At 47.9% G+C, this 26,267-nt stretch carries 26 protein-coding genes, 2 pseudogenes and 1 riboswitch; of the genes and pseudogenes, 20 read left to right on the forward strand and 8 right to left on the reverse strand.

Annotation, left to right across the window (positions count from 1 at the left end; translation table 11 throughout):
* Positions 1 to 541: 541 nt before the first annotated feature.
* The 7 genes from leuA (at position 542) to thiQ (ending at position 8,850) form a co-directional block, all read left to right on the forward strand.
* On the forward strand, positions 542 to 2,113 hold the full coding sequence (gene leuA / locus PT300_14550) for a 2-isopropylmalate synthase (protein ID MDF7681736.1): 1,572 nt from the start codon (positions 542 to 544) through the stop codon (positions 2,111 to 2,113).
* Positions 2,113 to 3,204, forward strand: a complete 1,092-nt coding sequence (gene leuB, locus PT300_14555) for a 3-isopropylmalate dehydrogenase (GenBank protein MDF7681737.1) — start codon at positions 2,113 to 2,115, stop codon at positions 3,202 to 3,204. Before leuA ends, leuB begins: the two co-directional genes overlap by 1 nt.
* A gap of 2 nt (positions 3,205 to 3,206) precedes the next feature.
* Complete coding sequence (leuC, locus tag PT300_14560; protein ID MDF7681738.1) at positions 3,207 to 4,607, forward strand: 3-isopropylmalate dehydratase large subunit; 1,401 nt, start codon at positions 3,207 to 3,209, stop codon at positions 4,605 to 4,607.
* Between the two features lie 11 nt (positions 4,608 to 4,618).
* Complete coding sequence (gene leuD / locus PT300_14565; protein ID MDF7681739.1) at positions 4,619 to 5,224, forward strand: 3-isopropylmalate dehydratase small subunit; 606 nt, start codon at positions 4,619 to 4,621, stop codon at positions 5,222 to 5,224.
* A gap of 162 nt (positions 5,225 to 5,386) precedes the next feature.
* Positions 5,387 to 5,507, forward strand: a riboswitch (TPP riboswitch).
* A gap of 31 nt (positions 5,508 to 5,538) precedes the next feature.
* A complete protein-coding gene (thiB, locus tag PT300_14570) occupies positions 5,539 to 6,522 on the forward strand; it encodes a thiamine ABC transporter substrate binding subunit (protein MDF7681740.1) in 984 nt (327 codons plus the stop codon).
* Complete coding sequence (gene thiP, locus PT300_14575; GenBank protein MDF7681741.1) at positions 6,498 to 8,105, forward strand: thiamine/thiamine pyrophosphate ABC transporter permease ThiP; 1,608 nt, start codon at positions 6,498 to 6,500, stop codon at positions 8,103 to 8,105. The genes thiB and thiP overlap by 25 nt, the downstream gene beginning before the upstream one ends.
* Entirely contained in the window at positions 8,092 to 8,850 is a 759-nt protein-coding gene (gene thiQ / locus PT300_14580; GenBank protein ID MDF7681742.1) for a thiamine ABC transporter ATP-binding protein ThiQ, read from the forward strand. The genes thiP and thiQ overlap by 14 nt, the downstream gene beginning before the upstream one ends.
* Here thiQ and PT300_14585 read toward each other — a convergent pair.
* The gene (locus PT300_14585; GenBank protein MDF7681743.1) at positions 8,780 to 9,544 is read right to left on the reverse strand and encodes a DedA family protein; all 765 of its coding nucleotides are present in this window, start codon (positions 9,542 to 9,544) and stop codon (positions 8,780 to 8,782) included. The two genes, thiQ and PT300_14585, sit on opposite strands and share 71 nt — an antisense overlap.
* 425 nt (positions 9,545 to 9,969) lie before the next feature.
* Between PT300_14585 and PT300_14590 the strand changes: the two genes are divergently transcribed.
* The 8 genes and pseudogenes from PT300_14590 to PT300_14625 all read left to right on the forward strand — a co-directional run bounded on the left by PT300_14590 (position 9,970) and on the right by PT300_14625 (position 15,990).
* The gene (locus PT300_14590; protein MDF7681744.1) at positions 9,970 to 10,242 is read left to right on the forward strand and encodes a DUF6402 family protein; all 273 of its coding nucleotides are present in this window, start codon (positions 9,970 to 9,972) and stop codon (positions 10,240 to 10,242) included.
* Positions 10,243 to 10,324: 82 nt separating this feature from the next.
* Positions 10,325 to 11,176: pseudogene (locus PT300_14595) on the forward strand (IS630 family transposase).
* Between the two features lie 271 nt (positions 11,177 to 11,447).
* Positions 11,448 to 12,142, forward strand: a protein-coding gene (locus PT300_14600) for an IS1 family transposase (protein MDF7681745.1) whose coding sequence is annotated in 2 segments (ribosomal slippage) — positions 11,448 to 11,697 and positions 11,697 to 12,142 — 696 coding nt in all. Because the reading frame shifts where the segments join, the coding sequence is not laid out codon by codon here.
* A 97-nt stretch (positions 12,143 to 12,239) separates the two neighbouring features.
* A protein-coding gene (locus PT300_14605) for an IS1 family transposase (GenBank protein ID MDF7681746.1) occupies positions 12,240 to 12,934 on the forward strand; the annotation gives its coding sequence in 2 pieces (ribosomal slippage) (positions 12,240 to 12,489 and positions 12,489 to 12,934; 696 coding nt in all).
* A gap of 338 nt (positions 12,935 to 13,272) precedes the next feature.
* Positions 13,273 to 14,078, forward strand: a protein-coding gene (locus tag PT300_14610; GenBank protein ID MDF7681747.1) for an IS5 family transposase whose coding sequence is annotated in 2 segments (ribosomal slippage) — positions 13,273 to 13,623 and positions 13,626 to 14,078 — 804 coding nt in all. Because the reading frame shifts where the segments join, the coding sequence is not laid out codon by codon here.
* Between the two features lie 94 nt (positions 14,079 to 14,172).
* Positions 14,173 to 14,526, forward strand: a complete 354-nt coding sequence (locus PT300_14615) for a LysR family transcriptional regulator (protein ID MDF7681748.1) — start codon at positions 14,173 to 14,175, stop codon at positions 14,524 to 14,526.
* A complete protein-coding gene (locus PT300_14620; protein ID MDF7681749.1) occupies positions 14,523 to 15,059 on the forward strand; it encodes a substrate binding domain-containing protein in 537 nt (178 codons plus the stop codon). Before PT300_14615 ends, PT300_14620 begins: the two co-directional genes overlap by 4 nt.
* Positions 15,060 to 15,087: 28 nt before the next feature.
* Positions 15,088 to 15,990 carry a LysR family transcriptional regulator gene (locus PT300_14625; protein ID MDF7681750.1) on the forward strand — a complete coding sequence of 301 codons (903 nt, stop codon included), beginning with the start codon at positions 15,088 to 15,090 and terminating at the stop codon, positions 15,988 to 15,990.
* Positions 15,991 to 16,192: 202 nt separating this feature from the next.
* Here PT300_14625 and lplA read toward each other — a convergent pair whose 3' ends face one another.
* Both lplA and PT300_14635 read right to left on the reverse strand, forming a co-directional pair.
* Complete coding sequence (lplA, locus tag PT300_14630; GenBank protein MDF7681751.1) at positions 16,193 to 17,209, reverse strand: lipoate--protein ligase LplA; 1,017 nt, start codon at positions 17,207 to 17,209, stop codon at positions 16,193 to 16,195.
* Positions 17,209 to 17,859, reverse strand: coding sequence for a YtjB family periplasmic protein (locus tag PT300_14635; GenBank protein MDF7681752.1), 651 nt, complete (start codon positions 17,857 to 17,859; stop codon positions 17,209 to 17,211). The genes lplA and PT300_14635 overlap by 1 nt, the downstream gene beginning before the upstream one ends.
* 101 nt (positions 17,860 to 17,960) lie before the next feature.
* Here PT300_14635 and serB point away from each other — a divergent pair, with 101 nt between their 5' ends.
* Genes serB through nadR form a run of 3 tightly spaced genes read left to right on the forward strand, consistent with a single transcriptional unit; the run spans position 17,961 to position 21,579 of the window.
* Complete coding sequence (gene serB / locus PT300_14640; protein ID MDF7681753.1) at positions 17,961 to 18,932, forward strand: phosphoserine phosphatase; 972 nt, start codon at positions 17,961 to 17,963, stop codon at positions 18,930 to 18,932.
* 10 nt (positions 18,933 to 18,942) lie between these two features.
* A complete protein-coding gene (gene radA / locus PT300_14645) occupies positions 18,943 to 20,328 on the forward strand; it encodes a DNA repair protein RadA (protein MDF7681754.1) in 1,386 nt (461 codons plus the stop codon).
* 18 nt (positions 20,329 to 20,346) lie between these two features.
* A complete protein-coding gene (gene nadR, locus PT300_14650) occupies positions 20,347 to 21,579 on the forward strand; it encodes a multifunctional transcriptional regulator/nicotinamide-nucleotide adenylyltransferase/ribosylnicotinamide kinase NadR (protein MDF7681755.1) in 1,233 nt (410 codons plus the stop codon).
* A gap of 282 nt (positions 21,580 to 21,861) precedes the next feature.
* On the opposite strand, the gene PT300_14655 is transcribed toward nadR, so the two are convergent.
* From PT300_14655 to PT300_14670, 4 genes and pseudogenes are all read right to left on the reverse strand, one after another.
* The gene (locus tag PT300_14655; GenBank protein ID MDF7681756.1) at positions 21,862 to 22,296 is read right to left on the reverse strand and encodes a hypothetical protein; all 435 of its coding nucleotides are present in this window, start codon (positions 22,294 to 22,296) and stop codon (positions 21,862 to 21,864) included.
* A gap of 180 nt (positions 22,297 to 22,476) precedes the next feature.
* Positions 22,477 to 22,608: a hypothetical protein gene (locus PT300_14660; protein MDF7681757.1), complete on the reverse strand. Its 132-nt coding sequence runs from the start codon at positions 22,606 to 22,608 to the stop codon at positions 22,477 to 22,479.
* Between the two features lie 29 nt (positions 22,609 to 22,637).
* Positions 22,638 to 22,832 (reverse strand): hypothetical protein, encoded by a 195-nt coding sequence (locus PT300_14665; GenBank protein ID MDF7681758.1) that lies wholly within the window; start codon positions 22,830 to 22,832, stop codon positions 22,638 to 22,640.
* Positions 22,833 to 23,022: 190 nt separating this feature from the next.
* A pseudogene (locus PT300_14670) lies at positions 23,023 to 23,443 on the reverse strand (IS5/IS1182 family transposase).
* Positions 23,444 to 23,555: 112 nt separating this feature from the next.
* On the opposite strand from PT300_14670, the gene PT300_14675 reads away from it, so the two are divergent.
* The gene (locus PT300_14675; protein MDF7681759.1) at positions 23,556 to 23,981 is read left to right on the forward strand and encodes a hypothetical protein; all 426 of its coding nucleotides are present in this window, start codon (positions 23,556 to 23,558) and stop codon (positions 23,979 to 23,981) included.
* Between the two features lie 302 nt (positions 23,982 to 24,283).
* Entirely contained in the window at positions 24,284 to 24,748 is a 465-nt protein-coding gene (locus PT300_14680; GenBank protein ID MDF7681760.1) for a hypothetical protein, read from the forward strand.
* Between the two features lie 43 nt (positions 24,749 to 24,791).
* On the opposite strand, the gene PT300_14685 is transcribed toward PT300_14680, so the two are convergent.
* Positions 24,792 to 26,267 (reverse strand): hypothetical protein, encoded by a 1,476-nt coding sequence (locus PT300_14685; protein ID MDF7681761.1) that lies wholly within the window; start codon positions 26,265 to 26,267, stop codon positions 24,792 to 24,794.

Consider the following 26,267-nt stretch of genomic DNA (forward strand, 5'->3'; position numbering starts at 1 on the left):
TTTTGATGACCACAATAACGTTATAAGTAAAATCTTAATAAAAATAGATCATGCCATTATCGCGATCTGTGGATGAGAAGCGGAGACCGAACGCTACGTTACTCATGCTGTAAATAATGAACAATGCATTGATTTTAAATCATATTTTTCCTTTCGGTGATGTATAAATAACAATGGATGATCGATGAATCTATCTGATGCGAAATGCATGGCCACCTTACTGAAAATCAGAGACAGCTCCTCAATGCAAAGGGGGTCGCCTGGGTGCACTGAAAATATTTTTCTCAACCAGAGATTGACATTAAAAGATATATCCGGTAACTCTAAGTACATATCGATTCTATCTGGAGAATGACTCCATGATTTTTAACGCTCATTTCAACACGCTCCTGCTACTAAGCGCATCCTCTGTGCGCGGCAGGCTGTTGGGCGACGTTCATCACTAAGTCATCTCCCGGCAAAAACCAAAACCCGCGCAGCAGCGCGGGTTTTTTTATGTTCGCAAATATCGTATCCCGAATATCGGTTAAGGATTTAAATTATGAGTCAGCAACTCATTATTTTTGACACCACGTTACGTGACGGAGAACAGGCATTACAGGCCAGCCTGAGTGTTAAAGAAAAACTGCAAATCGCGCTGGCACTTGAGCGAATGGGAGTCGATGTGATGGAGGTTGGCTTTCCAGTCTCTTCACCTGGCGACTTCAAATCAGTACAGACTATCGCACGCGCAATCAAAAACAGTCGCGTCTGTGCGCTGGCGCGTTGTGTCGAAAAAGATATTGATGTCACCGCAGAAGCATTAAAAGTCGCGGAAGCATTTCGGATCCATACATTCATTGCTACCTCGCCGATGCATATCGCGACCAAACTGCACAGCACCCTTGATGAGGTCATCGAACGCGCTGTCGCAATCATCAAACGTGCACGTCGCTATACTGATGATGTCGAATTCTCCTGCGAAGATGCCGGACGCACCCCCATCGCCGACCTGGCACGGGTTGTGGAGGCCGCCATTAACGCAGGGGCAACCACCATTAATATCCCGGATACTGTCGGCTATACAATGCCGTTTGAGTTCGCCGCGATCATTCGCGATTTGTACCATCGGGTTCCCAATATCGACAAAGCGATTATCTCCGTCCATACCCATGACGACCTGGGGTTAGCGGTGGGCAATGCCATCGCTGCCATTCACGCCGGGGCACGGCAGGTCGAAGGAGCGATGAACGGTATCGGTGAACGTGCAGGTAACTGTTCGCTGGAAGAGATGATTATGGCCGTGAAGGTGCGTAAAGACATCCTGCCTGTCCAGACCCGCATTGTGCATAATGAAATCTGGCGTACCAGCCAGACGGTGAGCCAGATTTGCAATATGCCGATCCCGGCCAATAAAGCCATCGTCGGCAGCGGTGCTTTCGCACATTCGTCAGGGATCCACCAGGACGGTGTGCTGAAAAATCGCGAAAATTACGAAATCATGACCCCGGAATCCATCGGTCTTAATGCGATGCAATTAAACCTGACCTCCCGCTCTGGCCGCGCGGCCGTTAAGCATCATATGGCGGAGATGGGCTATCAGGAAAGTGATTACGATCCAGACGCACTGTATGAGGCATTCCTGAAACTGGCCGACAAAAAAGGTCAGGTGTTTGATTACGACCTCGAAGCCCTGGCGTTTATCAATAAACAACAAGAAGAACCAGAGCACTTCCGCCTTGATTATTTCAGTGTCCAGTCCGGTTCTGACGCCGTCGCTACTGCCTCTGTCAGATTGATCTGTGGTGATGTGATCACATCGGAAGCGGCTAACGGTAATGGCCCGGTCGATGCTGTCTACAAAGCGATTAACCGCATTACCCATTATGATGTCGAACTGATCAAATATGATCTCAGCGCCAAAGGTCAGGGAAAAGATGCGCTGGGACAAGTGGATATTGTGGTCAATTACCACCAGCGCCATTTTCATGGCGTCGGGCTGGCAACCGATATTGTTGAGGCCTCTGCACAAGCGATGGTTCATGTACTGAATAACATCTGGCGTGCCAGTGAAGTCGAAAAAGAGCTGCAACGTAAAGCGCAACATAAAGAAAATAAAAAGGAAATCGTGTAATGTCGAAAAATTATCATATTGCGGTATTACCGGGTGATGGTATCGGCCCGGAAGTGATGAATCAGGCGCTGAAAGTGCTGGACGCGATTGCTCAGCGCTTCGCTATCAGCATCACGCCCCACTCGTATGATGTCGGGGGGGTGGCGATTGATCATCATGGTACTCCTCTGCCACAGTCCACGATTCAAGGTTGTGAACAGGCTGATGCGATCCTGTTTGGCTCTGTCGGTGGCCCGCAATGGGAGCACCTGCCGCCCGCTGAACAACCGGAACGCGGCGCGTTGCTGCCACTGCGCAAACATTTCAAACTGTTCAGTAACCTGCGTCCGGCGAAACTGTACCCAGCACTGACCGCTTTTTGTCCGCTGCGTGCCGATATTGCCGCCAATGGCTTTGATATTCTGTGCGTTCGCGAACTGACAGGCGGGATCTACTTCGGTCAGCCAAAGGGGCGCGAAGGCAGCGGGCAACATGAGAAAGCCTTCGATACCGAAGTCTATTCCCGGTTTGAAATCGAACGCATTGCCCGTATCGCCTTTGAGTCTGCCCGCAAACGGCGTCACAAAGTCACCTCTATCGATAAAGCTAATGTGCTGCAATCTTCGGTATTGTGGCGTGAGGTAGTCAGTGATATCGCGACAGCTTACCCGGATGTGGCGCTGAATAATATGTATATCGATAACGCAACGATGCAGTTAATCAAAGATCCGGCACAGTTTGATGTACTGCTGTGCTCCAATATATTTGGTGACATCCTGTCTGATGAGTGCGCCATGATAACTGGCTCGATGGGGATGCTGCCTTCAGCCAGCCTCAATGAACACGGTTTCGGCCTGTACGAACCGGCTGGCGGTTCGGCACCGGATATTGCGGGTAAAAATATTGCTAACCCGATTGCGCAAATTCTCTCGCTGGCACTGTTATTGCGTTACAGCCTGCATGCTGAAGCAGCCGCGACGGCGATCGAAAACGCGATCAACCAGGTGCTGACAGAAGGCATCCGCACCCATGATTTAGCCCACGGTTCGGCTGCCGTCAGCACCGATGAAATGGGCGACATTATTGCCCGTTATATTGCGCAAGGAGTGTAATCATGGCAAAAACCTTATATCAAAAATTATTCGATGCCCATGTTATCTATGAGGCAGAAAATGAAACACCCTTGTTATATATCGACCGCCATCTGTTGCATGAAGTGACGTCTCCACAAGCTTTCGATGGCTTACGGGCTTACCACCGTCGGCTTCGCCAGCCAGGTAAAACGTTCGCCACCATGGATCATAACGTCTCCACCCAGACTAAAGATATCAATGCGGCAGGCGATATGGGACGCATTCAGATGCAGGCGCTGATGAAAAACTGCCAGCAATTTGGTGTTGAACTCTATGATATCAATCACCCTTATCAGGGTATCGTTCACGTTATGGGGCCAGAGCAAGGGATCACCTTGCCGGGAATGACCATTGTCTGCGGTGACTCCCATACCGCGACGCACGGTGCCTTTGGCGCGCTGGCTTTCGGTATTGGCACCTCAGAAGTTGAGCATGTGATGGCGACCCAAACCCTGAAGCAGGCTCGGGCGAAGACCATGAAAATTGAAGTGACAGGGAAAGCCGCGCCGGGGATCACGGCAAAAGATATCGTCCTGGCGATCATTGGCAAAACCGGCAGCGCCGGGGGAACTGGGCATGTCGTTGAATTTTGTGGTGAAGCGATACGCGCGCTCAGCATGGAAGGACGGATGACCTTATGCAATATGGCGATTGAAATGGGTGCCAAAGCCGGGCTGGTCGCCCCCGATGAAACAACCTTTAACTACGTCAAAGGACGTTTACATGCGCCAAAGGGACAGGATTTCATCGATGCGGTTAACTGGTGGAAAACCCTGTACTCTGATGCTGACGCTACCTTTGACACGGTCATCACCCTGCAAGCGGAAGAGATTGCGCCACAGGTGACGTGGGGAACCAATCCCGGCCAGGTTATTTCCGTTGATGCAACCATCCCGGACCCAGCCTCCTTTGCCGATCCGATCGAACGGGCCAGTGTGGAAAAAGCGTTAGCCTATATGGGGCTGCAGCCAGGCATTCCCTTGACAAAAGTCAGCATTGATAAAGTCTTTATTGGTTCCTGTACCAATTCACGGATTGAGGATTTACGTGCTGCCGCGGCGATCGCCAAAGGGCGTAAAGTCGCCCCTGGAGTGCAGGCATTAGTCGTTCCGGGATCAGAGCCGGTAAAAGCGCAGGCAGAGGCGGAAGGGCTGGATAAGATCTTCCTCGACGCTGGCTTTGAATGGCGCCTGCCGGGGTGCTCCATGTGTCTGGCGATGAATGATGATCGCCTGGCACCCGGTGAGCGCTGCGCCGCCACCAGCAATCGTAACTTTGAAGGCCGTCAGGGACGCGGTGGACGTACCCACTTAGTCAGCCCGGCGATGGCCGCCGCCGCCGCAGTGACGGGCCATTTTACTGATATTCGCGATATTAAATAAGGAACCCTGACATGGCAGAGAAATTTACCCAACACACCGGTCTGGTTGTTCCGCTGGATGCGGCAAACGTTGACACCGATGCGATTATCCCCAAACAATTTTTGCAGAAGATAACACGCAGTGGTTTTGGCGCCCATCTGTTTAATGACTGGCGTTTTCTGGACGATAAAGGGCAGCAGCCCAACCCGGACTTTGTGCTTAACTTCCCGGAATACCAGGGCGCCTCCATTCTGCTGGCACGGGAAAACTTCGGTTGTGGGTCGTCCCGTGAACATGCGCCGTGGGCATTAACGGACTACGGCTTCAAAGTCATCATCGCCCCCAGTTTCGCTGATATTTTTTACGGCAATAGCTTTAACAATCAATTGCTACCGGTAAAACTGAGCGAAGAACAGGTTGATGCGCTTTTTCAGCTGGTTCAGGCCAGCCCCGGTATCCGCTTCGAAGTCGATCTGGAAGCGGAAGAGGTGAAAGCGGGAGATAAAATCTACCCCTTTAAAATCGACGCCTTCCGCCGCTATTGCATGCTCAACGGCCTTGATAGTATCGGTCTGACTCTCCAGCACGAAGCTGCCATTGCTGCCTATGAGGATAATCTGCCGGCTTTTATGCGCTAATCCGGCTCACTGACTGCCTGCTGGCCTCGCCGGTGGGCAGCGCCCATCACCGACGCCATGCCAGTAAAGAAACATCAGCCCCGTTTCATGGCAGAAAATCCGGGGGAATATCACCGGCACCATAACTGCTTTGCCTTCACCGGCAAAATCATTACACTATCGCCGGACTCAACGGGGTGCCGATAAAAATATGTCTATGCTGAACAGACATATCTGGCTGAGAAGATACCCGTCGAACCTGATCCGGATAACGCCGGCGAAGGGATTTGAGGCTGACTCAAAATCCTTTGCCACTCTATTTTGTGAGGTGCAAAGTGTTGAAAAAATTACTGCCACTCCTGGCGCTGGTCGCCATTCCCGCGTTCGCCAGACCAACGCTCACCGTCTATACCTATGACTCTTTCGCCGCCGAATGGGGCCCCGGGCCTGTTGTCAAAAAAGCGTTTGAAAATGAGTGTGATTGTGAACTGAAATTCATCGCGCTGGAAGATGGCGTATCATTGCTTAATCGTCTGCGGATGGAAGGAAAAAACAGCAAAGCCGATGTGGTGCTGGGACTGGATAACAATTTACTCGAAGCGGCGACCCAGAGTCAGTTATTTGCTAAAAGCCACATCGCCACCGATGCCGTCACCCTACCGGGTGGCTGGGATAACGACACTTTCGTTCCTTACGATTATGGTTATTTCGCCTTCGTCTACGATAAAAACAAGCTAAAAAATCCACCGACCAGCCTGCACGAACTGGTCGAAAGCCCACAAAAATGGCGCATCATCTATCAGGATCCGCGCACCAGCACCCCTGGGCTTGGGCTGCTATTGTGGATGCAAAAAGTGTATGGCGACCAGACAGCCGATGCCTGGCACAAGCTGGCCAGCAAAACAGTGACGGTCACCAAAGGCTGGAGTGAAGCCTATGGTCTGTTCCTGAAAGGGGAAGGCGATATGGTGCTCAGTTACACCACCTCACCAGCCTACCACATCATTGCCGAAAAACAGGATCACTATGCGGCGGCCATGTTTAGCGAAGGTCACTATCTACAGGTCGAAGTGGCAGCCAGAACCCTCGCCAGTCCGCATCCTGAGCTGGCAGAAAAATTCCTTCGCTTTATGCTCACCCCCGCCTTTCAGAGTGCGATCCCCACCGGTAACTGGATGTATCCGGTCACTGCGATCCCCCTGCCAGCTGGCTTTGCGGAACTGGCAAAACCACAACAGGCGCTGCAATTTACGCCACAACAGGTCGCTGAACAACGACAGAGCTGGGTGAATACATGGCAACGCGCGGTCAGCCGCTAAATAGCGCAACGCTGATACCTGGACTGATTGCCAGTCTGTTGCTGAGCAGCGTCGCGCTGACTGCTTTTCTGGCACTGTGGTTCAGTGCGCCAGAAAAGCAGTGGCGGGCATTATTCGAGGGAGGTTATCTGTGGCATGTGATCGGTTTTTCCTTCACCCAGGCGACTCTCTCCACCCTGCTGTCGGTTATTCCCGCGATCTTCCTCGCCAGAGCGCTGTATCGTCGCCGTTTTACCGGCCGCGTGCTCTTACTGCGGCTATGTGCGATGACCTTTATCCTGCCCGTGCTGGTCGCGGTATTTGGTCTTCTTAGCGTCTATGGCCGTGAGGGCTGGCTGGCGACTTTGTGCCATATTCTCGGCTGGCAATGGAATTACTCGCCTTACGGTTTAGCGGGTATTTTGCTGGCGCATGTTTTTTTCAATCTTCCGATGGCCACCCGCCTGCTCTTACAGACACTGGAAAACATTCCTGGTGAACAACGTCAGATGGCGGCACAGCTCGGTATGCGCGGCTATCACTTTTTCCGCCTGGTGGAATGGCCCTGGCTACGGCGGCCTGTGCTACCAATCGCAGCACTCATTTTTATGCTCTGTTTCGCCAGTTTTGCTGTCGTATTGTCACTGGGCGGTGGCCCGCGCGCGACAACCATTGAGCTGGCGATCTACCAGGCACTCAATTTTGATTATGATCCTGCTCGCGCGGCGATGCTGGCGCTGATCCAGATAGCGTGCTGTCTCGGGCTGGTACTGCTCGCCCAGCGGCTGAGTAAAACGGTGGCTATCGGCACCTCGTACCGTGCTCACTGGCGTGATCCCGATGATTCGCTGCTCAGCCGACTGACTGACACGATACTGATTATCAGCATGTTACTGTTATTACTGCCACCGCTGCTGGCGGTGATCGTCGATGGCCTCAATCATCAGTTACTCCCGGCGTTAATGCAACCGGGGTTATGGCAGGCCGTGGCGACATCCCTGCGTATCGCGCTGGTCGCCGGGCTACTGAGCGTGACCCTGACCATCATGCTGCTGTGGAGTAGCCGGGAGCTGCGCCTTCAGCACCATCCACTGGCTGCCCAGGCAATGGAATTAAGCGGCATGGTGATCCTCGCCATGCCAGGGATTGTGCTGGCAACGGGACTCTTTTTATTATTCAACAATCGCACTAACGTGTCTGATGTGGTGGAGATGATCGTGATTGTCATCAACGCCCTGATGGCAATCCCCTACGCCCTGAAAGTGCTGGACCATCCCATGCGCGATATCGCGATACGCTACAATATGCTCTGCCAGGCTTCCGCTATTCTCGGCCTGAATCGCCTGCGGCTCATTGAATTACGTGCCTTACAACGCCCTATCAGCCAGGCACTGGCCTTTGCCTGCGTCTTATCTGTCGGGGATTTCGGCGCTATTGCCCTGTTTGGCAATCCGGACTTTCGCACCCTGCCTTTTTATCTGTATCAACAAATGGGCGCTTATCGCAGCCAGCAAGGTGCGGTGAGCGCCTTGCTGCTGCTGCTGCTATGCTTTTTACTCTTTACTGTGATAGAAAAACTGCCACGACGCCATGTTAAAACTTAATCAACTCACCGGGCAGTATCCCGATCTGACCCTGTGTTTTTCCCTGACAGTGCAGCCAGGCGAACGTATCGCGATACTGGGTTCCAGTGGTTCCGGAAAAAGTACGCTACTGAATATGATCGCCGGTTTTTTGCCAGCCAGCCACGGTACGCTGTTACTTAACGGTCAGGATCATACGACAACCCCACCGTCGCGGCGTCCGGTATCCATGCTATTTCAGGAAAATAATCTCTTTAGTCATCTGACTATCGGCCAGAATATCGCGCTGGGTCTCCATCCGGGTCTCAAAATCACCGCCACACAGCGAGAACATCTGTACGCGCTGGCCAAAAAAATGGCGATATATGAGCTGCTTGACCGATTACCCGGCGAGCTCTCCGGCGGTCAGCGACAACGTGCTGCGCTGGCGCGTTGTCTGGTACGCAACCAGCCGGTATTGCTGCTGGATGAGCCTTTTTCGGCACTCGACCCGGCACTGCGTCAGGAGATGCTGGCACTCGTTGCCGACATTTGCCAGCAACAGCATCTGACACTGTTAATGGTCACCCATAACGAGGAAGATGCAGCATTCATTGCCCCGCGTTCACTGATCGTGGCCAATCATCAGATAACCCAGGATGGCGCAACCCGGACGCTGTTAAGGGGTCATTATCACGCCGTTCATCTCGCGGAAATTAATGGCTCAATACCTGGCGCAGAATCGCGCCATACACCGGCATCAACGGATGATTCAGCACTGCGATAATCGCGCCCCCGGCCATGATAGTGGTCACGGGAGCCAGCCATTGCAGACGTGCACGAGGCAGATAAGCTGACAGACGATCATCCACTTTATCACCGCGCCAGTAGCGCCAGCATAACCACCCTGCCAGACAAAGCAGTAGCGTGCTGATTAACAACAGTCCTTTAAAACTGGCACTGTATTCATCCGCCGGAATATCCGTCACCGCGCCAGCAAGTATCCCGGGCATAAAGTACAGCGGCGGCCACAACAGGCAGCCAGCGATATTCGGTAACAGGAACTTTTTTACCGGCAGACCCAGCATCCCGGCGACCATCGGCACCAGGGGACGCACCGGGCCAATAAAGCGGCCACCGAGGACAGTGATCATACTGTGCTGATGCAGCGCCCAGCTTGTTTTGTCGAGCAATCCACGATACCGCTTGATAAAAGACCAGCGATGTAAAGAGTTCTTAAAACGGCGCCCCAGCCAGAATGAAATCCAGTCACCGCACAAACAGCCAATCATCGCCGCCAGCCATGCCTGCCAGAAGTCGATCTCACCACTACCGATCAGCGCACCGAGCCCGATCATCATGAAAGCGCCAGGAAATACCAGCCCAACCAACACCAGTGACTCGAGGAAAGCCACCAGCATCACCGCGATAAGCGCCCAGGTCGCAGACTGCGCGACAAAGTTATCCAGCACTGTTTGCATAATATCCTCGTCCATAAAATGAAATATGACTTTTCCACAATCATCATGCTTTCGTCAATTCATGAATGATCTGGGCAGGTTATTAGCTGTGTCGCTTATTTTCTGAGGAAAAAAAGCGGCTATCAGTCAGAATATGCTGTCCTGATAGAGATATCGGTAAGTGTCAAAGCACTTACCGGCGGGAGGGGGGGACAGCTATCCTGACACTGAGGTCGGGCTTTCTTACGTCTGTTGTCGTCCAGTGAGAGTTGCTGAGAAATATCAGTTATGGCACCCTGAATGGGGCTCGCTGAAAAGGATCCAAAAATTGAGGGATATCTGGCTGCCCGTCGTGGTGCGGCCGCTGGTTTTATCTGTACCTGATAACCGACCTGTACAGTCGGAAAATCACGAGCTGTGAGGTCCATGAAATAGGAAGTGGTGAACTGGCAGCCGGGTGGCCTGTAGCTGCACAACTAATACGCCACTGGTTTAACATAAAACCAGCATTTGCATTTGATTCACTATCGAGAACATTGGCATTAGAATCTGATGCCACAATCTTACCTGATTCACAGGTTAACAGTGACATTATGAAAATGTCATGGGCTATGAAATATGAGCAGATAAATAACGGGATAATTAAACTTACCCAGATATGGAAAAGTATAAAAGGAATTAAAAGATTGAAGGAGCAACTAAATAGCTGCGCCAAATAGTAGATCACTTTGAGGGAACTCAGCCCGGATTTTGCGATCTGATCAATCGACAAACATCACAAATCACCAGCCGGACTGAGCGATGACGATCATAGCACCAATACCCCGTGACGAACGACGCCTGATGCAGAAAACTATCCATAAAACACGCGATAAAAATCATGCCCGCAGGCTGACCGCCATGCTGATGTTGAGCCGCGGGTTCAGTGTCAGCGATGTTGCCCGAACATTCTGCTGTGCTCGCTCATCCATCGGCCGATGGATTAACTGGTTTACCCTGTATGGCGCGGAAGGCCTGATATCACTGAGTCCGGGCCGTGAACGCAAATGGCCATTTGAACAAATCTGCAAACTGCTGGTTCTGCTCGTCAGCCGCTCTCCCGGTGATTTCGGTTATCAGCGCTCCCGCTGGAGCACCGAACTGCTGGCAATAAAAATCAATGAGATAACCGGATGCAAACTTCATCCCGACACAGTCCGCCGCTGGCTGCCTTCTGCGGGGCTGGTGTGGCGCAGAGCGGCACCCACTCTGCATATACGCGATCCACATAAAGAAGAGAAAATGGCGGCAATCCATAACGCGCTGGAGCAATGCAGCGCAGAAAATCCGGTGTTTTACGAGGATGAAGTGGATATTCATCTCAACCCGAAAATCGGTGCTGACTGGCAGTTACGCGGACAGCAAAAACGGGTGGTCACACCGGGTCAGAATGAAAAATATTATCTGGCCGGTGCATTGCATAGTGGTACAGGTAAAGTCAGTTACGTGGGCGGCAGTAGCAAAGCCTCATCTTTATTTATCAGCCTGTTAGAACATCTGAAAGCAACGTATCGCCGGGCAAAGACGATAACACTTATCGTGGATAACTACATTATTCACAAGAGTGAGAAAACACGAGACTGGCTGAAAGCGAACCCGAAGTTCAGGGTAATTTAGGCTTTGTTGAATAAATCAGAGGCAGTCGATGGAGTCTATGGTTCCCTCGGATACATCCGTTATGCGATCCGGACACTATGCGGCATACCCAACGACGTCATTCGATTCAGCGCTTTGATCATCGCCATCGCTTGCCATCAACAGTGTCTACCCGCAGACCCATGTCCAGTTGTGCATCATTCACATGGTACGCAACAGTCTGAAATACGGTCATGTATTCAACGTGTTTATCATGTTGTATAATCACTCTTTTTAACAGGTGCGCCAGATGGCTAAAATTGATGTAACATGCCCGTTTTGTCAACAAACTGAACCCGTTAAAAAGCATGGTCTGGGCAAAGCTGGATTTCAGCGCTATCGCTGTCAGTCATGCTGCCGTACTTTCCAGCTCGATTACGCTTACCGTGCCTGCCAGCCCGGCATGAAAGAACAAATTGTTGACCTTGCCATGAATAATGCCGGTATCCGCGATACCGCAAGGACTCTGCATATCAGCATTAATGCTGTTGTCCGCACTTTAAAAAACTCGCCCTACGATGTGTAACCACGTTTCCGCTGGATAATCAGCAAATCCAGCTTATCTGTGAAGTAGATGAGATGTGGTCTTTTGTCGGCAGTAAAAAGCAGCAACGCTGGCTGTGGTATGCATGGGAGCCTCGCCTCACACGAATTATTGCTCATACTTTTGGACGCAGAAGCAAAAAGACACTGCGCAGGTTACTGAAATTATTGTCAGGTTTTAATGTTGCCTTCTGGTGTACCGATAACTTCAGTGCTTATGATCTGCTGCCGGATGAAAAACATATCAGGGGTAAGCTTTATACACAGCGGATTGAACGGGAAAACCTGAATTTGCGTAACCGATTAAAGCGACTGAATCGTAAGACTCTGGGGTACTCAAAATCTTTTGAAATGCATGACAGGATCATTGGTACTTTTATTGAGCGCGAATATTATGTTTGAGACGAAATAAACACATTGAATACATCACCCGGATAATGGTCATGTATTCAACGTGTTTATCATGTTGTATAATCACTCTTTTTAACCGGTGCGCCAGATGGCTAAAATTGATGTAACATGCCCGTTTTGTCAACAAACTGAACCCGTTAAAAAGCATGGTCTGGGCAAAGCTGGATTTCAGCGCTATCGCTGTCAGTCATGCTGCCGTACTTTCCAGGTCGATTACGCTTACCGTGCCTGCCAGCCCGGCATGAAAGAACAAATTGTTGACCTTGCCATGAATAATGCCGGTATCCGCGATACCGCAAGGACTCTGCATATCAGCATTAATGCCGTTGTCCGCACTTTAAAAAACTCGCCCCACGATGTGTAACCACGTTTCCGCTGGATAATCAGCAAATCCAGCTTATCTGTGAAGTGGATGAGATGTGGTCTTTTGTCGGCAGTAAAAAGCAGCAACGCTGGCTGTGGTATGCATGGGAGCCTCGCCTCACACGAATTATTGCTCATACTTTTGGACGCAGAAGCAAAAAGACACTGCGCAGGTTACTGAAATTATTGTCAGGTTTTAATGTTGCCTTCTGGTGTACAGATAACTTCAGTGCTTATGATCTGCTGCCGGATGAAAAACATATCAGGGGTAAGCTTTATACACAGCGGATTGAACGGGAAAACCTGAATTTGCGTAACCGATTAAAGCGACTGAATCGTAAGACTCTGGGGTACTCAAAATCTTTTGAAATGCATGACAGGATCATCGGTACTTTTATTGAGCGCGAATATTATGTTTGAGACGAGATAAACACATTGAATACATCACCCGGATAATGCGGTAACGGAAAGCTTTTTTCATAGTATAGGAACCCATATTATTCATGATTGTGATTACAAAACCTAGGAGTTAACAAAAAAAGCACTATTTGAATATATTGAAATTTATTATAATCGGGTTCGTCGTCATTTAGCCAACGGTGGGATATCGCCAGAGCAATATGAAAAACAATATTACCAAAACAACAAAATCATTGAGGAGTCATCTACCTACTGTTTTGGCGAAGATCAACTAATTTAGAACCTATCCCAAAAGGAGTTGTCAGCTAATAAATAATGGTAATTTTTGAGGGCGAAGCATGCCGGCCAACAAGTGGCAGAGCAGTGATGAACTCTGGGTGAAAATGGCTCCACTCATTCCGGAACATAAAACTCAGCACCCGTTGGGTACGCACCGAAAGCGGGTTGATAATCGCGCTGCAATGAACGCTATTTTCTTCGTACTCAGAACAGGTTGCCAGTGGAATGCCCTGAATGCCACCGATATATGCTCGCCAGGCTCTGCTCACCGCCGATTTCAGGAGTGGCGGGATGCCGGAGTATTTGAACGCTTCTGGCAGAACGGGTTGCTTGCCTGCGAACAACTGGATGCCATTGACTGGTCATGGCTCTCGATGGATGGCTGCATGACGAAATCCCCGCTCGCTGGTTCAAAAAAACAGGACGGAACCCTACAGACCGGGGGAAACAGGGCGTAAAGCGTAGCCTGATGACTGATGCGAACGGGCTTCCCCTCTCGCTGGTAGTCGCTGGTGCAAATACGCACGACATAAAGCTGGTTGCGGATACGCTTGACGCCCCTCAGACGGGCAGACCGGGAAAGAGGCTCAGGTTGTGCATGGACAAAGGCTATGAAGCGGAATGGCTGGATTTGTATCTGAAAAGTCGTCGCTATGAACCTCATATTCAGTCACGGAAAGATGAGTCCGAAGCAATAAAAGCCACAGATTTTAAGGCTCACCGCTGGGTGGTAGAGAGAACACACAGCTGGATGAATCGCTACCGTCGTATCCTGACGCGCTGGGAGAAGAAGGTCGAAAATTATGAAGCGATGCTGCATTTTGCCTGCGGTGTCATTGTCTGGAATAAAATCCTATTGGGATAGGCTCTTAAATTATCAAATGATTTTCGATAAAAAGGATTTTATTATTGCGTCATTTACAATACAATCTATAAAAAATGAATACAGAATTTCAAATATGAAAAAATCAATTTCTTTAGATGATCTTAATCTTTTTCTTAATGTGGTGAAAGAAGAGAGTCTGAGTAAGGCGTTTGAAAAAACAGCAATACCAATTCCTTCAATTAGTCGTAGATTAACTAACCTAGAAGATTCTGTGGGTGGGAAGTTGCTAAATCGAAGTACAAGGTCAATTTCGTTAACTGGTCTTGGAGAGATGTATTATGAAAGATGCCTTGGTCCATTATCTGAATGCGCTATGATTACGGAGCATTTGGATGAATGTTATCATAATCTTTCCGGTAATATAAAAATTACTGCACCAATAAATTTAACTAATCAATGGATTGGCAAATGTATTTTTCTTTCATGAAGTTATACCCTGAAATTAAAATTGATTTGATGGTTAGTAATAGAATTGTAGATCTTACGGCTCTAAATATTGATATAGCAATAAGAGTAGGTACTTTAAAAGATAGTGACTGGATTGCAAAAGAGTTATTAATATCAAAAAATATTTTGTGTGCTTCAAAAAATTACTTAGATATGAATGGTTACCCAAAACACCCTTCAGAATTATCTCAACACAAAATTATTGGTTCGAGTGCAAGTAGTGTATGGGCTTTTAATAACATAAGATCACAAAAGTCCTGTAATATTGATGTTAATGCATATTTCATAGCTGATGATGTAGATGTAAATATATTCGCATCTAAAGATGATTTAGGTATTTGTTTTGTACCATCTCAATTTACTCATTCATCAATAAAAGATAATACGTTGATTCATGTATTACCTGAATGGGAGGGACACTCTAGATCTATATATTTATTATTTCGGGATAGAAGTCATATCCCGAATAGAGTTAAAGTATTCAAAGAATACATAGAGGGTTACATTAAATAAATTAGTTAAATGAAAGGAGGGACTAAAAATGCAAGTTTATAGTAGAAGATTGCCGTCAATTAAACAATTACAATATTTTTTAGCTGTTTGCGAAGAGCGCAATTTTAGGAAAGCCGCAGCAAAATTAGGAATCAGCCAACCTCCTTTATCTGTTCAAATAAAAGAATTAGAAAACAAATTAAATTCAAAATTATTAATTCGTAACACTCAACATGTTCTTTTAACAAAAGAAGGTGAAATTTTTAGAGAAGAAACTATTAAATTGATGGGAAAACTTTGTCAGCTGACAAATTCTTTTCAGTCAGTTGAAAGTAGGAAGGTAATAATAGGTATGACAAAAACGTTAAGTTTTGATTTTATACCTATATTTAAGCAATTTTTATCAGATTTTAAAGAAAATAGCATAATTTATAAAGATGATTATACATCAAAGGAACTTATAATAGAGTTACAGAAAAAAAACATGGATTTTGCTGTAGTATCATACCATCCCATTGAAGATAACAAAATTTTTTATAGATTAATTCATCAAGAGCCTATGGTGTTAGCGATTCCAGAAAGTCACACAGCTAGTAAAAATGAGTACATAGATCTTAATGACGTTATGGATCTACCGTTATATTGGTTTAATCGTTACGTTAATCCAATTTACTATGATCAATGTGAACAAGCATTTAAAAATTTACTGTTTCCCTTGATCCGTCGCGCTGAGTTACCTGATACTCTTTCTATGTTATTAGATATTTCTTTAGGTAGAGGAATGCTCTTCATACCAAAATCAAATACACGAGCAGATGTTCCTGGAGTGGTGTATAAAAAACTAATTCCTTATTTTGAAAAGAAATTTTTAATTGACATATTTTTAGTGTGGAAGGAGGCGGCATTAAATAATGAACATGCACAATCCGTTATAGATTGTTTTAATAAATAAGAGCCTATCCCATTAGGCTATTTTACATGCCATTTTGGCCCTGGGCAGTGCTCGAAATCCTCACGTACTACGTGTACGCTGCGGTTTCCCGCGCTGTCCGTGTCTAAACTGGCTGCGTCAATAACGCCTGGTGGGATAGGCTCTAACACTGCTCAGTGACCCCACCAGTGCAGCATTAACCGACAACCGCTGATAAGATTATTCAGCGAATTGCCGTTACCAGCCATGCTGAAAGCTCGTGTAGTTCATCTTTCTGCTCAGGAAATTCAGCCTCCAGTGTCTGACATACCGCCTGCAGCGCATCGGCACGGTATAGGCTACCCTGCAGACGTGTGGCGAGAGTTTCCAGTGGCAGTGGATTCAGGCTATCGGTAAACAGTTGTGTTCGGCTGATATGGCCTTTCTCAATATCAAAATGCAGCTCGACGCCCCCCCAGCGAAAGCGCTCATCGAGCAGATGAGAAAATGCGGGCGCTTTGCCAAAATTCCATTCCCAGCTTTTCTGGCGCGCGAAAGTATCTGCAAAATTAGGCAAGTCTGGCAGATTGTCGGGCGAAATCACCTCCGCGTCGACACGCTCACCATAGTGATCAAAAAATGCCTGCGTTATTGCAGTACAGACTTGCTGATGTGTGATCCCTGGCCGCAGTTCGACCAGATTCGCCACCCGACTGCGCACTGAGCTAATCCCCTTAGCCTGTAATTTCTTTTCATCCGGATTAAGGTAATTAGCCAGACGATTTAAGTCGGCATTAAGTAACAGCGTGCCATGATGAAAGCCACGCTCAGCAGTTTCACGATAAGCTGAACCGGAGATTTTACGCTCACCATGGGTGGTATTGACCAGCAGATCGTTACGCCCGGAAGCCTGCGCCGTGATGCCCAGTGCATGTAACGCATTGAGAACAATTTGGGTTGAGACCGTTTTATCATATCCTGGTTTTCCGGCCATAAAGGTAAAACAGGTATTGCCGGTATCATGGAATACCGCCCCCCCACCGCTGCTACGACGCGCCAGGCGCACATGATCTTCTGCCATACGGCGGGTATTGCACTCTTTCCACGGATTCTGCGCCCGACCAATCACCACTGTATCGGCATTACGCCACAGAAAAAGTACACGTTGAGTCGCGGGCATCTGGCGGAAAATGGACTCTTCAACCGCAAGGTTGAACCACGGATCAGTGGAGTGGGAAAGTAACAGACGTAGTGTGGACATTAATATTTTTCCTCCGGCTCATCTTTATCTTCATCGCCTGTGACTTTATTGGCGGTCAGCAGAAACAGCGATTGTTGCCAGCGGGTGTGTTTCCCGTGTAACAGCGTGCGTGTGATGACCACGCCGATAGCGACAGCAAGCAGCAGCATCAGGCGTAATATATTGGTGGTATTATCGACCTGCTGTGCTTCGGTGGCTAACGTATGGGTATCCAGTGTCAGGCGTAAATAACCGCGCAGACTATGGTTATCCTGAATCGGTTCGACGATTTGCCGATTAAAATAGCTACCGGCTTTTTTGCCGTCGAGCGCCAGCCGGTCGCGAACATGAATATTTTCTCCCGCGCGCGCCACCAGATCGCCGCGTTCGTTATAGACGCTGGCATCAAGGATCCGGCTCTGTTGTGTGAGTTGTTCCAGTAGCGGGTTAATCTGTTTTTCATCCGGAGTTTCACTGGCCATCATTGGTATCAGGTTCTGTGCGACCTGTTGCGCCAGCGTGCGCGCCAGCTCCTCTAACGGCAGATTGCGCTGTTTCTGGTTACTCTGACTAAACCAGGCGGCTCCCTGCATCAACGCAACCAGTAATGTGAGGCAGATCAGAATAATGACCGCACGATGCAGCCGGATTTTCAGTTTTACACGTAACATATCCCACCTTTAATATTTTCAGCTTCATGTTGCCAGAAGTGCGGGTTACAAGGTAGCCTCATGCATCATTTTCCTGGGATGAATAAAATAGTGGGGCCGTAATGCCAAATTGTTTGACCTGGCGCGACTTACCTGAAGATGTTTCTCTGTGGACGAGGCTACCGCTCTCACTCAGTGGCGATGAAGTGATGCCACTGGATTATCATGCCGGAAGTAGTGGCTGGCTACTTTATGGCCGGGGCCTTGATAAACATCGTTTGATGGCTTTGCACCGCAAGCTGGAAGCGGCGCTGGTCATCGAGTCCTGCTGGAATGTAGAAGATTATCAGGTGATTCGGCTGGCAGGAACGCTGACACCACGTACCACCGATCTGGCACATGATGCAGGGCTGGATGTCGCGCCGCTGGGAAAAATCCCCCATTTGCATACCCCTGGGCTGCTGGTGATGGATATGGACTCCACGGCGATTCAAATCGAGTGTATTGATGAAATCGCCCGCTTAGCCGGTACGGGTGAACAGGTATCGGCCATCACGGAACGCGCAATGCGCGGTGAGCTGGATTTTTCTGCGAGTTTGCGCCAGCGCGTAGCGACGCTAAAAGATGCCGATGCCCGCATTCTGTGGCAAGTGCGTGAGTCTCTGCCGCTGATGCCGGGGCTTGAATCGCTGGTGACGAAGCTGTCAGCATCAGGTTGGAAAGTGGCGATTGCCTCCGGGGGCTTTACTTTTTTTGCCGAATATCTGCGCGATAAATTCGGTCTGACGACCGTCGTGGCGAATGAACTGGAGATTATCGCAGATAAGCTGACGGGGCGGGTCAGCGGCGATATCGTTGATGCGCAATATAAAGTCGCGACGTTACGGCAATTAATGGAAAAGCATGCTATCCCCCATGGACAAACTGTCACCATTGGTGATGGCGCGAATGATCTCCCCATGCTCAATGCCGCCAGCTTGGGGATTGCTTATCATGCTAAACCAAAAGTCAATGAACAGACGGAAGTGAGCATCCGTCATGCTGATTTGCTGGGCGTACTGTGTATCCTTTCAGCGAGTATAAATCAAAAATAAGGGGTGAGTTGTGGCTAAAGCCGCCAGACGGGCCTTTGTCTGTAATGAGTGTGGCGCGGATTATCCGCGTTGGCAGGGGCAGTGCAGCGCCTGTCAGGCCTGGAATACGATTACTGAAATACGTCTTGCTGCTTCGCCACAGGTGGCAAGAAATGACCGTCTGACAGGATACGCGGGCAATGCCGGTGGTTCGAAAGTCCAGAAATTATCAGAAATCAGCCTTGAAGAGCTGCCGCGTTTTTCCACCGGTTTTAAAGAGTTTGATCGCGTGCTGGGTGGTGGTGTCGTTCCCGGTAGTGCGATTCTGATTGGCGGTAATCCCGGTGCTGGTAAATCGACATTGTTGTTGCAGACATTATGCCGATTGGCTGAAGAGATGAAAACTCTCTATGTCACCGGAGAAGAGTCGCTGCAACAGGTAGCGATGCGTGCATATCGTCTGGGCTTACCGACAGCCAATCTCAATATGCTTTCAGAAACCAGCATTGAGCAGATCTGTCAGATAGCGGATGACGAAAAACCGCAGTTGATGGTCATTGACTCAATTCAGGTGATGCATATGGCGGATGTGCAGTCATCGCCGGGGAGCGTCGCTCAGGTACGGGAAGGAGCGGCCTATTTAACCCGCTTTGCGAAAACGCGTGGTGTTGCGATTATCATGGTCGGGCATGTGACGAAAGATGGATCGCTGGCCGGGCCGAAAGTGCTGGAACACTGTATTGACTGTTCGGTATTACTCGATGGCGATACTGACTCGCGCTTTCGCACATTGCGTAGCCATAAAAATCGTTTCGGTGCGGTGAATGAGCTGGGTGTCTTCGCGATGACGGAACAGGGCATGCGTGAGGTCAACAACCCTTCTGCCATTTTTCTCAGCCGGGGTGATGAAGTGACGGCTGGTAGCGCCGTGGTCGTGATTCGGGAGGGGACACGGCCACTATTGGTGGAGATTCAGGCACTGGTTGATCACTCGATGATGGCCAATCCCCGGCGTGTCGCGGTGGGTCTTGAACAGAACCGACTGGCACTTTTACTGGCTGTCCTGCATCGTCATGGCGGATTGCAGATGGCTGATCAGGATGTCTTTGTCAATGTTGTTGGCGGGGTGAAGGTGACGGAAACCAGTGCCGATCTGGCCCTGCTACTGGCGATGGTCTCCAGTTTACGTGATCGTCCGCTACCCCAGGATCTGGTGGTATTTGGCGAAGTGGGGCTGGCGGGTGAGATCCGCCCGGTGCCAGGTGGCCAGGAGCGCATCTCTGAGGCAGCAAAGCACGGTTTTCGTCGCGCGATCGTCCCGGCGGCGAATGTACCGAAAAAAGCGCCGCATGGGATGCAGCTATTTGCAGTGAAAAAGCTTTCAGATGCGCTTAGCGTATTCGACGATCTATCATGATTGCAATTGAGGTTATCTATGTCGTCATTCGATTACTTAAAAATTGCTATTAAGCAGCAGGGTTGCACGTTACAGCAGGTGGCAGATGCCAGTGGTATGACCAAAGGGTATTTGAGTCAGCTACTGAACGCTAAAATTAAAAGCCCCAGTGCGCAGAAGCTGGAAGCATTACATCGTTTTCTCGATCTTGAGTTTCCCTGGCAGGAAAAGCGGATTGGGGTGGTTTTTGGTAAGTTTTATCCGCTGCATACCGGCCATATCTATCTGATTCAGCGCGCCTGTAGCCAGGTGGATGAGCTGCATGTCATCATGGGTTTTGACGAGGTTCGCGATCGTCAGTTGTTTGAACAGAGCGCCATGTCACAACAGCCGACGGTGCCTGATCGATTGCGCTGGTTGCTGCAAACATTCAAATATCAGAAAAATATCCGTATCCATGCGTTTAATGAAGCCGGAATGGAATCTTACCCACACGGCTGGGAGGCCTGGAGCCGTGGTATCAGTGCTTTTATGCACGATAAAGGCATTTCGCCCAATTGGGTCTATACCTCAGAAGAGGCCGATGTACCGAAATATCTGCAGTATCTGGGACTGGAAAGCCGGCTTATCGATCCACAGCGAACCTTTATGAATATCAGTGGCAGCCAGATTCGTGAAAATCCGTTTCGCTACTGGGAATATATCCCTACTGAGGTCAAACCATTCTTTGTGCGTACTGTGGCCATCCTCGGAGGGGAGTCCAGCGGTAAATCAACACTGGTCAATAAACTGGCCAATATCTTTAACACAACCAGCGCCTGGGAGTATGGACGCGATTACGTCTTTTCGCATCTTGGTGGCGACGAGATGGCATTACAATATTCGGACTACGATAAAATCGCACTGGGCCATGCAAAATATATTGATTTTGCAGTGAAATATGCAAACAAAGTCGCATTTATCGATACTGATTTTGTCAGTACTCAGGCGTTTTGTCTGCAGTATGAAGGATGTGAACATCCTTTTGTTCAGGCGCTTATTGATGAGTATCGTTTTGATCTGGTGATTTTGCTGGAGAACAACACGCCGTGGGTGGCTGATGGCCTGCGTAGCCTCGGCAGTCCGGCGGATCGCAAAGCGTTTCAGTCTCTGCTGGTATCATTGCTCAGGAAAAATAATATCCATTTCGTACATGTCACTGAATCCGATTATGACTCACGTTTTCTGCGCTGCGTCGGGCTGGTGAAACAGTTGATGGGTGAGACAGGATAACGGCTGCGCTTCACCTAGGGTCTGGTTGTCGCCGGGTGAAGGATCGCGTTTCACTCCGGAAGTTCTGCATCCGGTTTCGCAGTGGATGAGAACGTTAACGGTTGTCATAACCATAAGAAGATCATTTATCATCAACTAAGAGCCTGGCCCATTAGGCGTTATTGACGCAGCCAGTTTGGACACGGACAGCGCGGAGAAACCGCAGCGTACACGTAGTACGTGAGGATTTCGAGCACTGCCCAGGGCCAAAATGGCAAGTAAAATAGCCTAATGGGCCAGGCTCTAAAGGTTGGTGTACGGACTTCGGTATAAATCGACAAAAATTTCATCTGGAGAGGTGAATTTAGCGATTGAAATAACATCATTACTCTTATAACTACGCCAGCATACTGCCTCAACATGACACGTTTTCTGAGCTTCATATCCCTGCGTTTTTAAGTAATTCTGGATTGCAATACTATCCGCCGTGCCTTGAAAATGAACTGAAAAAACATATGCCTGTGGACCGCTGATATTGCTAAAACTGAATTCATAATGATCAGATATGCGTGGCATATTTTTTAGCAGGTCAGGGGTGTAATACTCGTATTCCGGTTTATCATCCTCGGTATAATGCGCACTATCCGCAAATCCCATTTTCAGATAGGGCCAGCTAAAAGCCAGTCCTGTGCCAGCCAATATCAGCACAGCGAAAGAGACGGTTATTATTTTCCTCACAGCCCCATCCTGTTATTCCCGGCACCCAGCGCTACAAATGTTTTATCTTTACCGCACCACAAGCGGCCAGTGATAACGACGATATCATTCAGCGGTTAATCAATTTCAGGCTTTCTGCGTGAGAGACTTCTCCGCCGTGACCCTTTCAGATTTTAGACCGCCACGAGATTTGAAATTCGGTTATGGAAGCATGGCATCAAAATACTTCTTTTCTTCCTGATAATTTCTAACAAGACAATTATTCACTTCAGTTATTTGTGCATCGGTTCCTTTAGAATCAATGGTTTCCAGTTGGCATTTTTTATCAATCATCTGCCCCCATGAATCTTTCAGGGATAAAATCAAAGAATTATGCCTGGGTTGTTGCTAATTTGTTTATCAATAGATCTATTCAAACTGTCTAATGAGGATTTAACTTCTCCTGTGCTTTTCTGGTTAATACTCGCTAGTTGGACATTTTCCGTTTTGGAAAATGCGGCAAAGCCTGCCGCAGAATATAAAGCAAATGAAATAAATAACAGATGTTCAATTTTCATAAAATCTAACTCTCCATCTCCCCTCAGTATCAGGACAGTTATCACCCCTGTTTAATTTAAGCTGTCTGTTTATTATAACGCGTACTACATGCGCATCAAATAAGGATGGGTGTTTATTTGTTATGTTGTGGGCTTTGTTGAATAAATTAAGGGTAGTCGATAGAGTCTATGGTTCCTTCGAATACATCCGTTATGCGATCCGGACACTATGCGGTATACCCAACGATGTCATTCGGTTCAGCGCTTTGATTATCGCCATCGCTTCATCCACCTGCGCATCATAGTCCCGCAAGCTCAGATGACCTCCCGGTAACGTTTTGACGCGGTACATTGCTGTTTCTGCCACTGAACGCCGGTAATAGCCTACTTTCTTTTTCCAGGCGTCATTACGGCGTGGTTACGCTCATGGTACTTCTCAGACCAGTATTGTGCACCACTTCGTGACGGGATGAGTGGCCTGATTTTTTCCTCAACAATGCATCGTGGCAGTAACGTGTGTCGTAAGCACCGTCTGCTGAAGCTTCCCTGATTTTCCTGTGGCTCTGGTTTATCAAACTCTGCGGTGCCTGTGCATCTGTTGTTCCGCTGAGCGATAAGTCGGCACAGATTATCCCACGCACTATATTTTTATTTCATATATGGTTAAAATTCCTTGTGGGAAATGTGTTTAATCTCAGACTAAAATATTAATGATTGATACTGTAGCAACACAATGGAGTAATTATGATATTCTCTAAAAAGTTAGCATGTATTTATCTGATACTATTAGTTTCATGTTTTCATGCAAGCGCAAACGATTTAATATTCAGGTGTGACGTTAAAAATCACAAGCAAATAAATTTATATAAAAATTCTGATGATATCATTTACTCTTTTGGCAAGGCTGGGAAAAAGCCTGAGCTTAAGTTATCGAGAAAAAAGCAACAAATCATAACGAATTTTGAAGCTTTATCAGGGAGATATGCAACTAATTCTATAATAATAAAAAATGGTAATTATGGCTACAGGTTAACAACCAGTATAGACCGAATTGCAGATATTCAGGAGCCATCTACTTCTCTGACAGTGATGAAGAATGACAAAGATCTCACTACCTTGCAGTGTATTAAAGGCAGTGAGCTTGGGGCACTTATAGCTATTGATGATTAAGAGCCTGGCCCATTAGGCTATTTTACTTGCCATTTTGGCTCTGGGCAGTGCTCGAAATCCTCACGTACTCCGTGTACGCTCCGGTTTCTCTGCGCTGTCCGTGTCCAAACTGGCTGCGTCAATAATGCCTGGTGAGATAAGCTCTAAGTAATTTGGTTTTACAATGAGGCTATGTGTAAATAGGCCGTTACGGTACTCGATTCTCGCAGTAGCCTGTTCAACATAACGCGTGTTACACTATGTGAGCCAAAAAAATACGAAGAATTGACCGCTTTGTGCGGATGAAAACTAAGGGGAATTTTGTGAAAAATCTTTTTGTGTTTTTTTTAGTTGGACTGTTTTTTTCCGCATTCAACGCCAGTGCAAATACGGAAATAGTTTTTCAGTGTATGACTAAAAACAAAAAAACGATCAAGATAGAACGAGTGAATGACACTCTAAAGTATACGTATGGCAATGAAAGAAAAAATGATTTAACTCTGGAGTCTCCGCTTTACAGCAAAGAATTTTCGGGAATTTTCTCGCCAGATGTTCAACTCGGAAATAAATCTGGACCTTATTTTTTCAATACCATTACATTCCATAACGGAGAATATAACTATTCAGTTATCGCACTAAGCGATATCAATGTTCCATCGGATACAACATTCACAGGTGTTGAAATTAGCGGGAAAAACATGAAAACCAAAGAAATCAAATGCTTAGAAGAAAGCATACAAGATAACTTCGAATCACTTTTTTCTTATGACCGCTCACGCAATAAATAAAATAAGGGCTTACCGTTAGGTGAGTCCTTATTCTTTTCCCCCATTAAAAACCATTAAATATTTTGTCGTTGACAAAATTAATCAAATTTTCATACCGTAAATCTTTTGTACCAGTACCGGGGTTTACTATATTAGTCACACCGTATGATGCATCTTTTGTTATGCCGTTATCAGCTGCTTTGTAAGCGCCATAAAAATCCCAAAAGAACAATGCTGAGCGCACAACTTGTTTTATGGATGCGGTAATTAATTCTGGGTTATCTTCATAATCCGCTGTATCGCACCAAACCTTATTAGCATACCGAGTAAACGCTCTATAATTATTTCTTCCGGTAAGTTGTTTCATTCCCCTGCCTTTATAGCGCCAGCCATCACCTGGCTCTGTATTGCCATTCCGTCCGCCGTAAGCCTTATTGGCTATGGCCTCTTGATCCGCCTTATGTGATTCGGTACGACCATCTGTTTGCTGTTCATCTGGATGTAATCTGTAATATCTGAAATTTTCGGGTAAGGCATGAGAAGCGTAATCCAGACTTTCACTGATTGAAAATTCAAGGCCTGTTTCCTGATAGACCTGAGCCATAAAGTGATACAGCCTGACTTCTGTATTAAGGTGGCAGCGTTCCAGATTATCGTTGAGTTCATCGGCAACCTGTTGAAGAACGTCATCATTGCCCCTGCGTGTATTCGTCCATATTTTTCGCAACATTGGCAGCGTGATTTTGCCTCCGGCGGGTTTAAGCATCTCCAGAAACTCCAGCGGATGAAAATGCCATACTGACCGCTGACTGGCAAACGGTGGCACCTTATCCATCCAGCGCGTGGCGTCCAGGAATCCTCCGTTGGCCATTTTCACCACAGGACTTTCATCCCTGGCCTTAAATATCGATGACCAGCGTGTATCTTCGCGGGTACTGTGCCAGTCGCTGTCGTGTTTCACTATCAGCCGTCGCGCATATTCCGGGATATTCATCTGGCTGGTATGCAGTGCGCCAAACAGTGATTCATCCTGGGATTTATCAGGATACGGGGCGGGCGGTCTTCTGTTTTCAGCGCAGCGGATCAGGCTGTCATAAAATATTTTTGCCTGTGCCGATTCGGGGCCTTTTTCACCGTTAAAGTGCGAGCAGATGCTTTTCATGGCATCAATAATCCAGCGTTCATCCAGCGTGCGGGTAAAATCGGTGGTGGGTTCAGCTTCAATACAGTGAAAATTTAGCCCGGCTAAATCATGCTGGCTGAGCTGCTCCACATCGTCCTGGTGCATCCACGTATGCGGACGGATCTGGAAGTAGGTGACTCCGGTTTTATCCGTGAACGGGTACGTGGCATCACGCGGAATAATTTTCCCGGCATCAACGAGTGTAACGGCAATCGTCTGCACAAAGGTACTTTCCTCTCCCTCGCCGTTACGCAGGTACAGCGGCCGTTTCAGCTTCAGCTTGATGAACTGTTTACCTGTTTTAATCCCCTTCGTGTTTGCGACCAAATCCGGCACATGCTTATCAAGGCTCAGCAA

It is taken from the genome of Enterobacteriaceae bacterium ESL0689, from assembly GCA_029433525.1.
Taxonomy (GTDB): Bacteria; Pseudomonadota; Gammaproteobacteria; order Enterobacterales; family Enterobacteriaceae; genus JAQTIF01.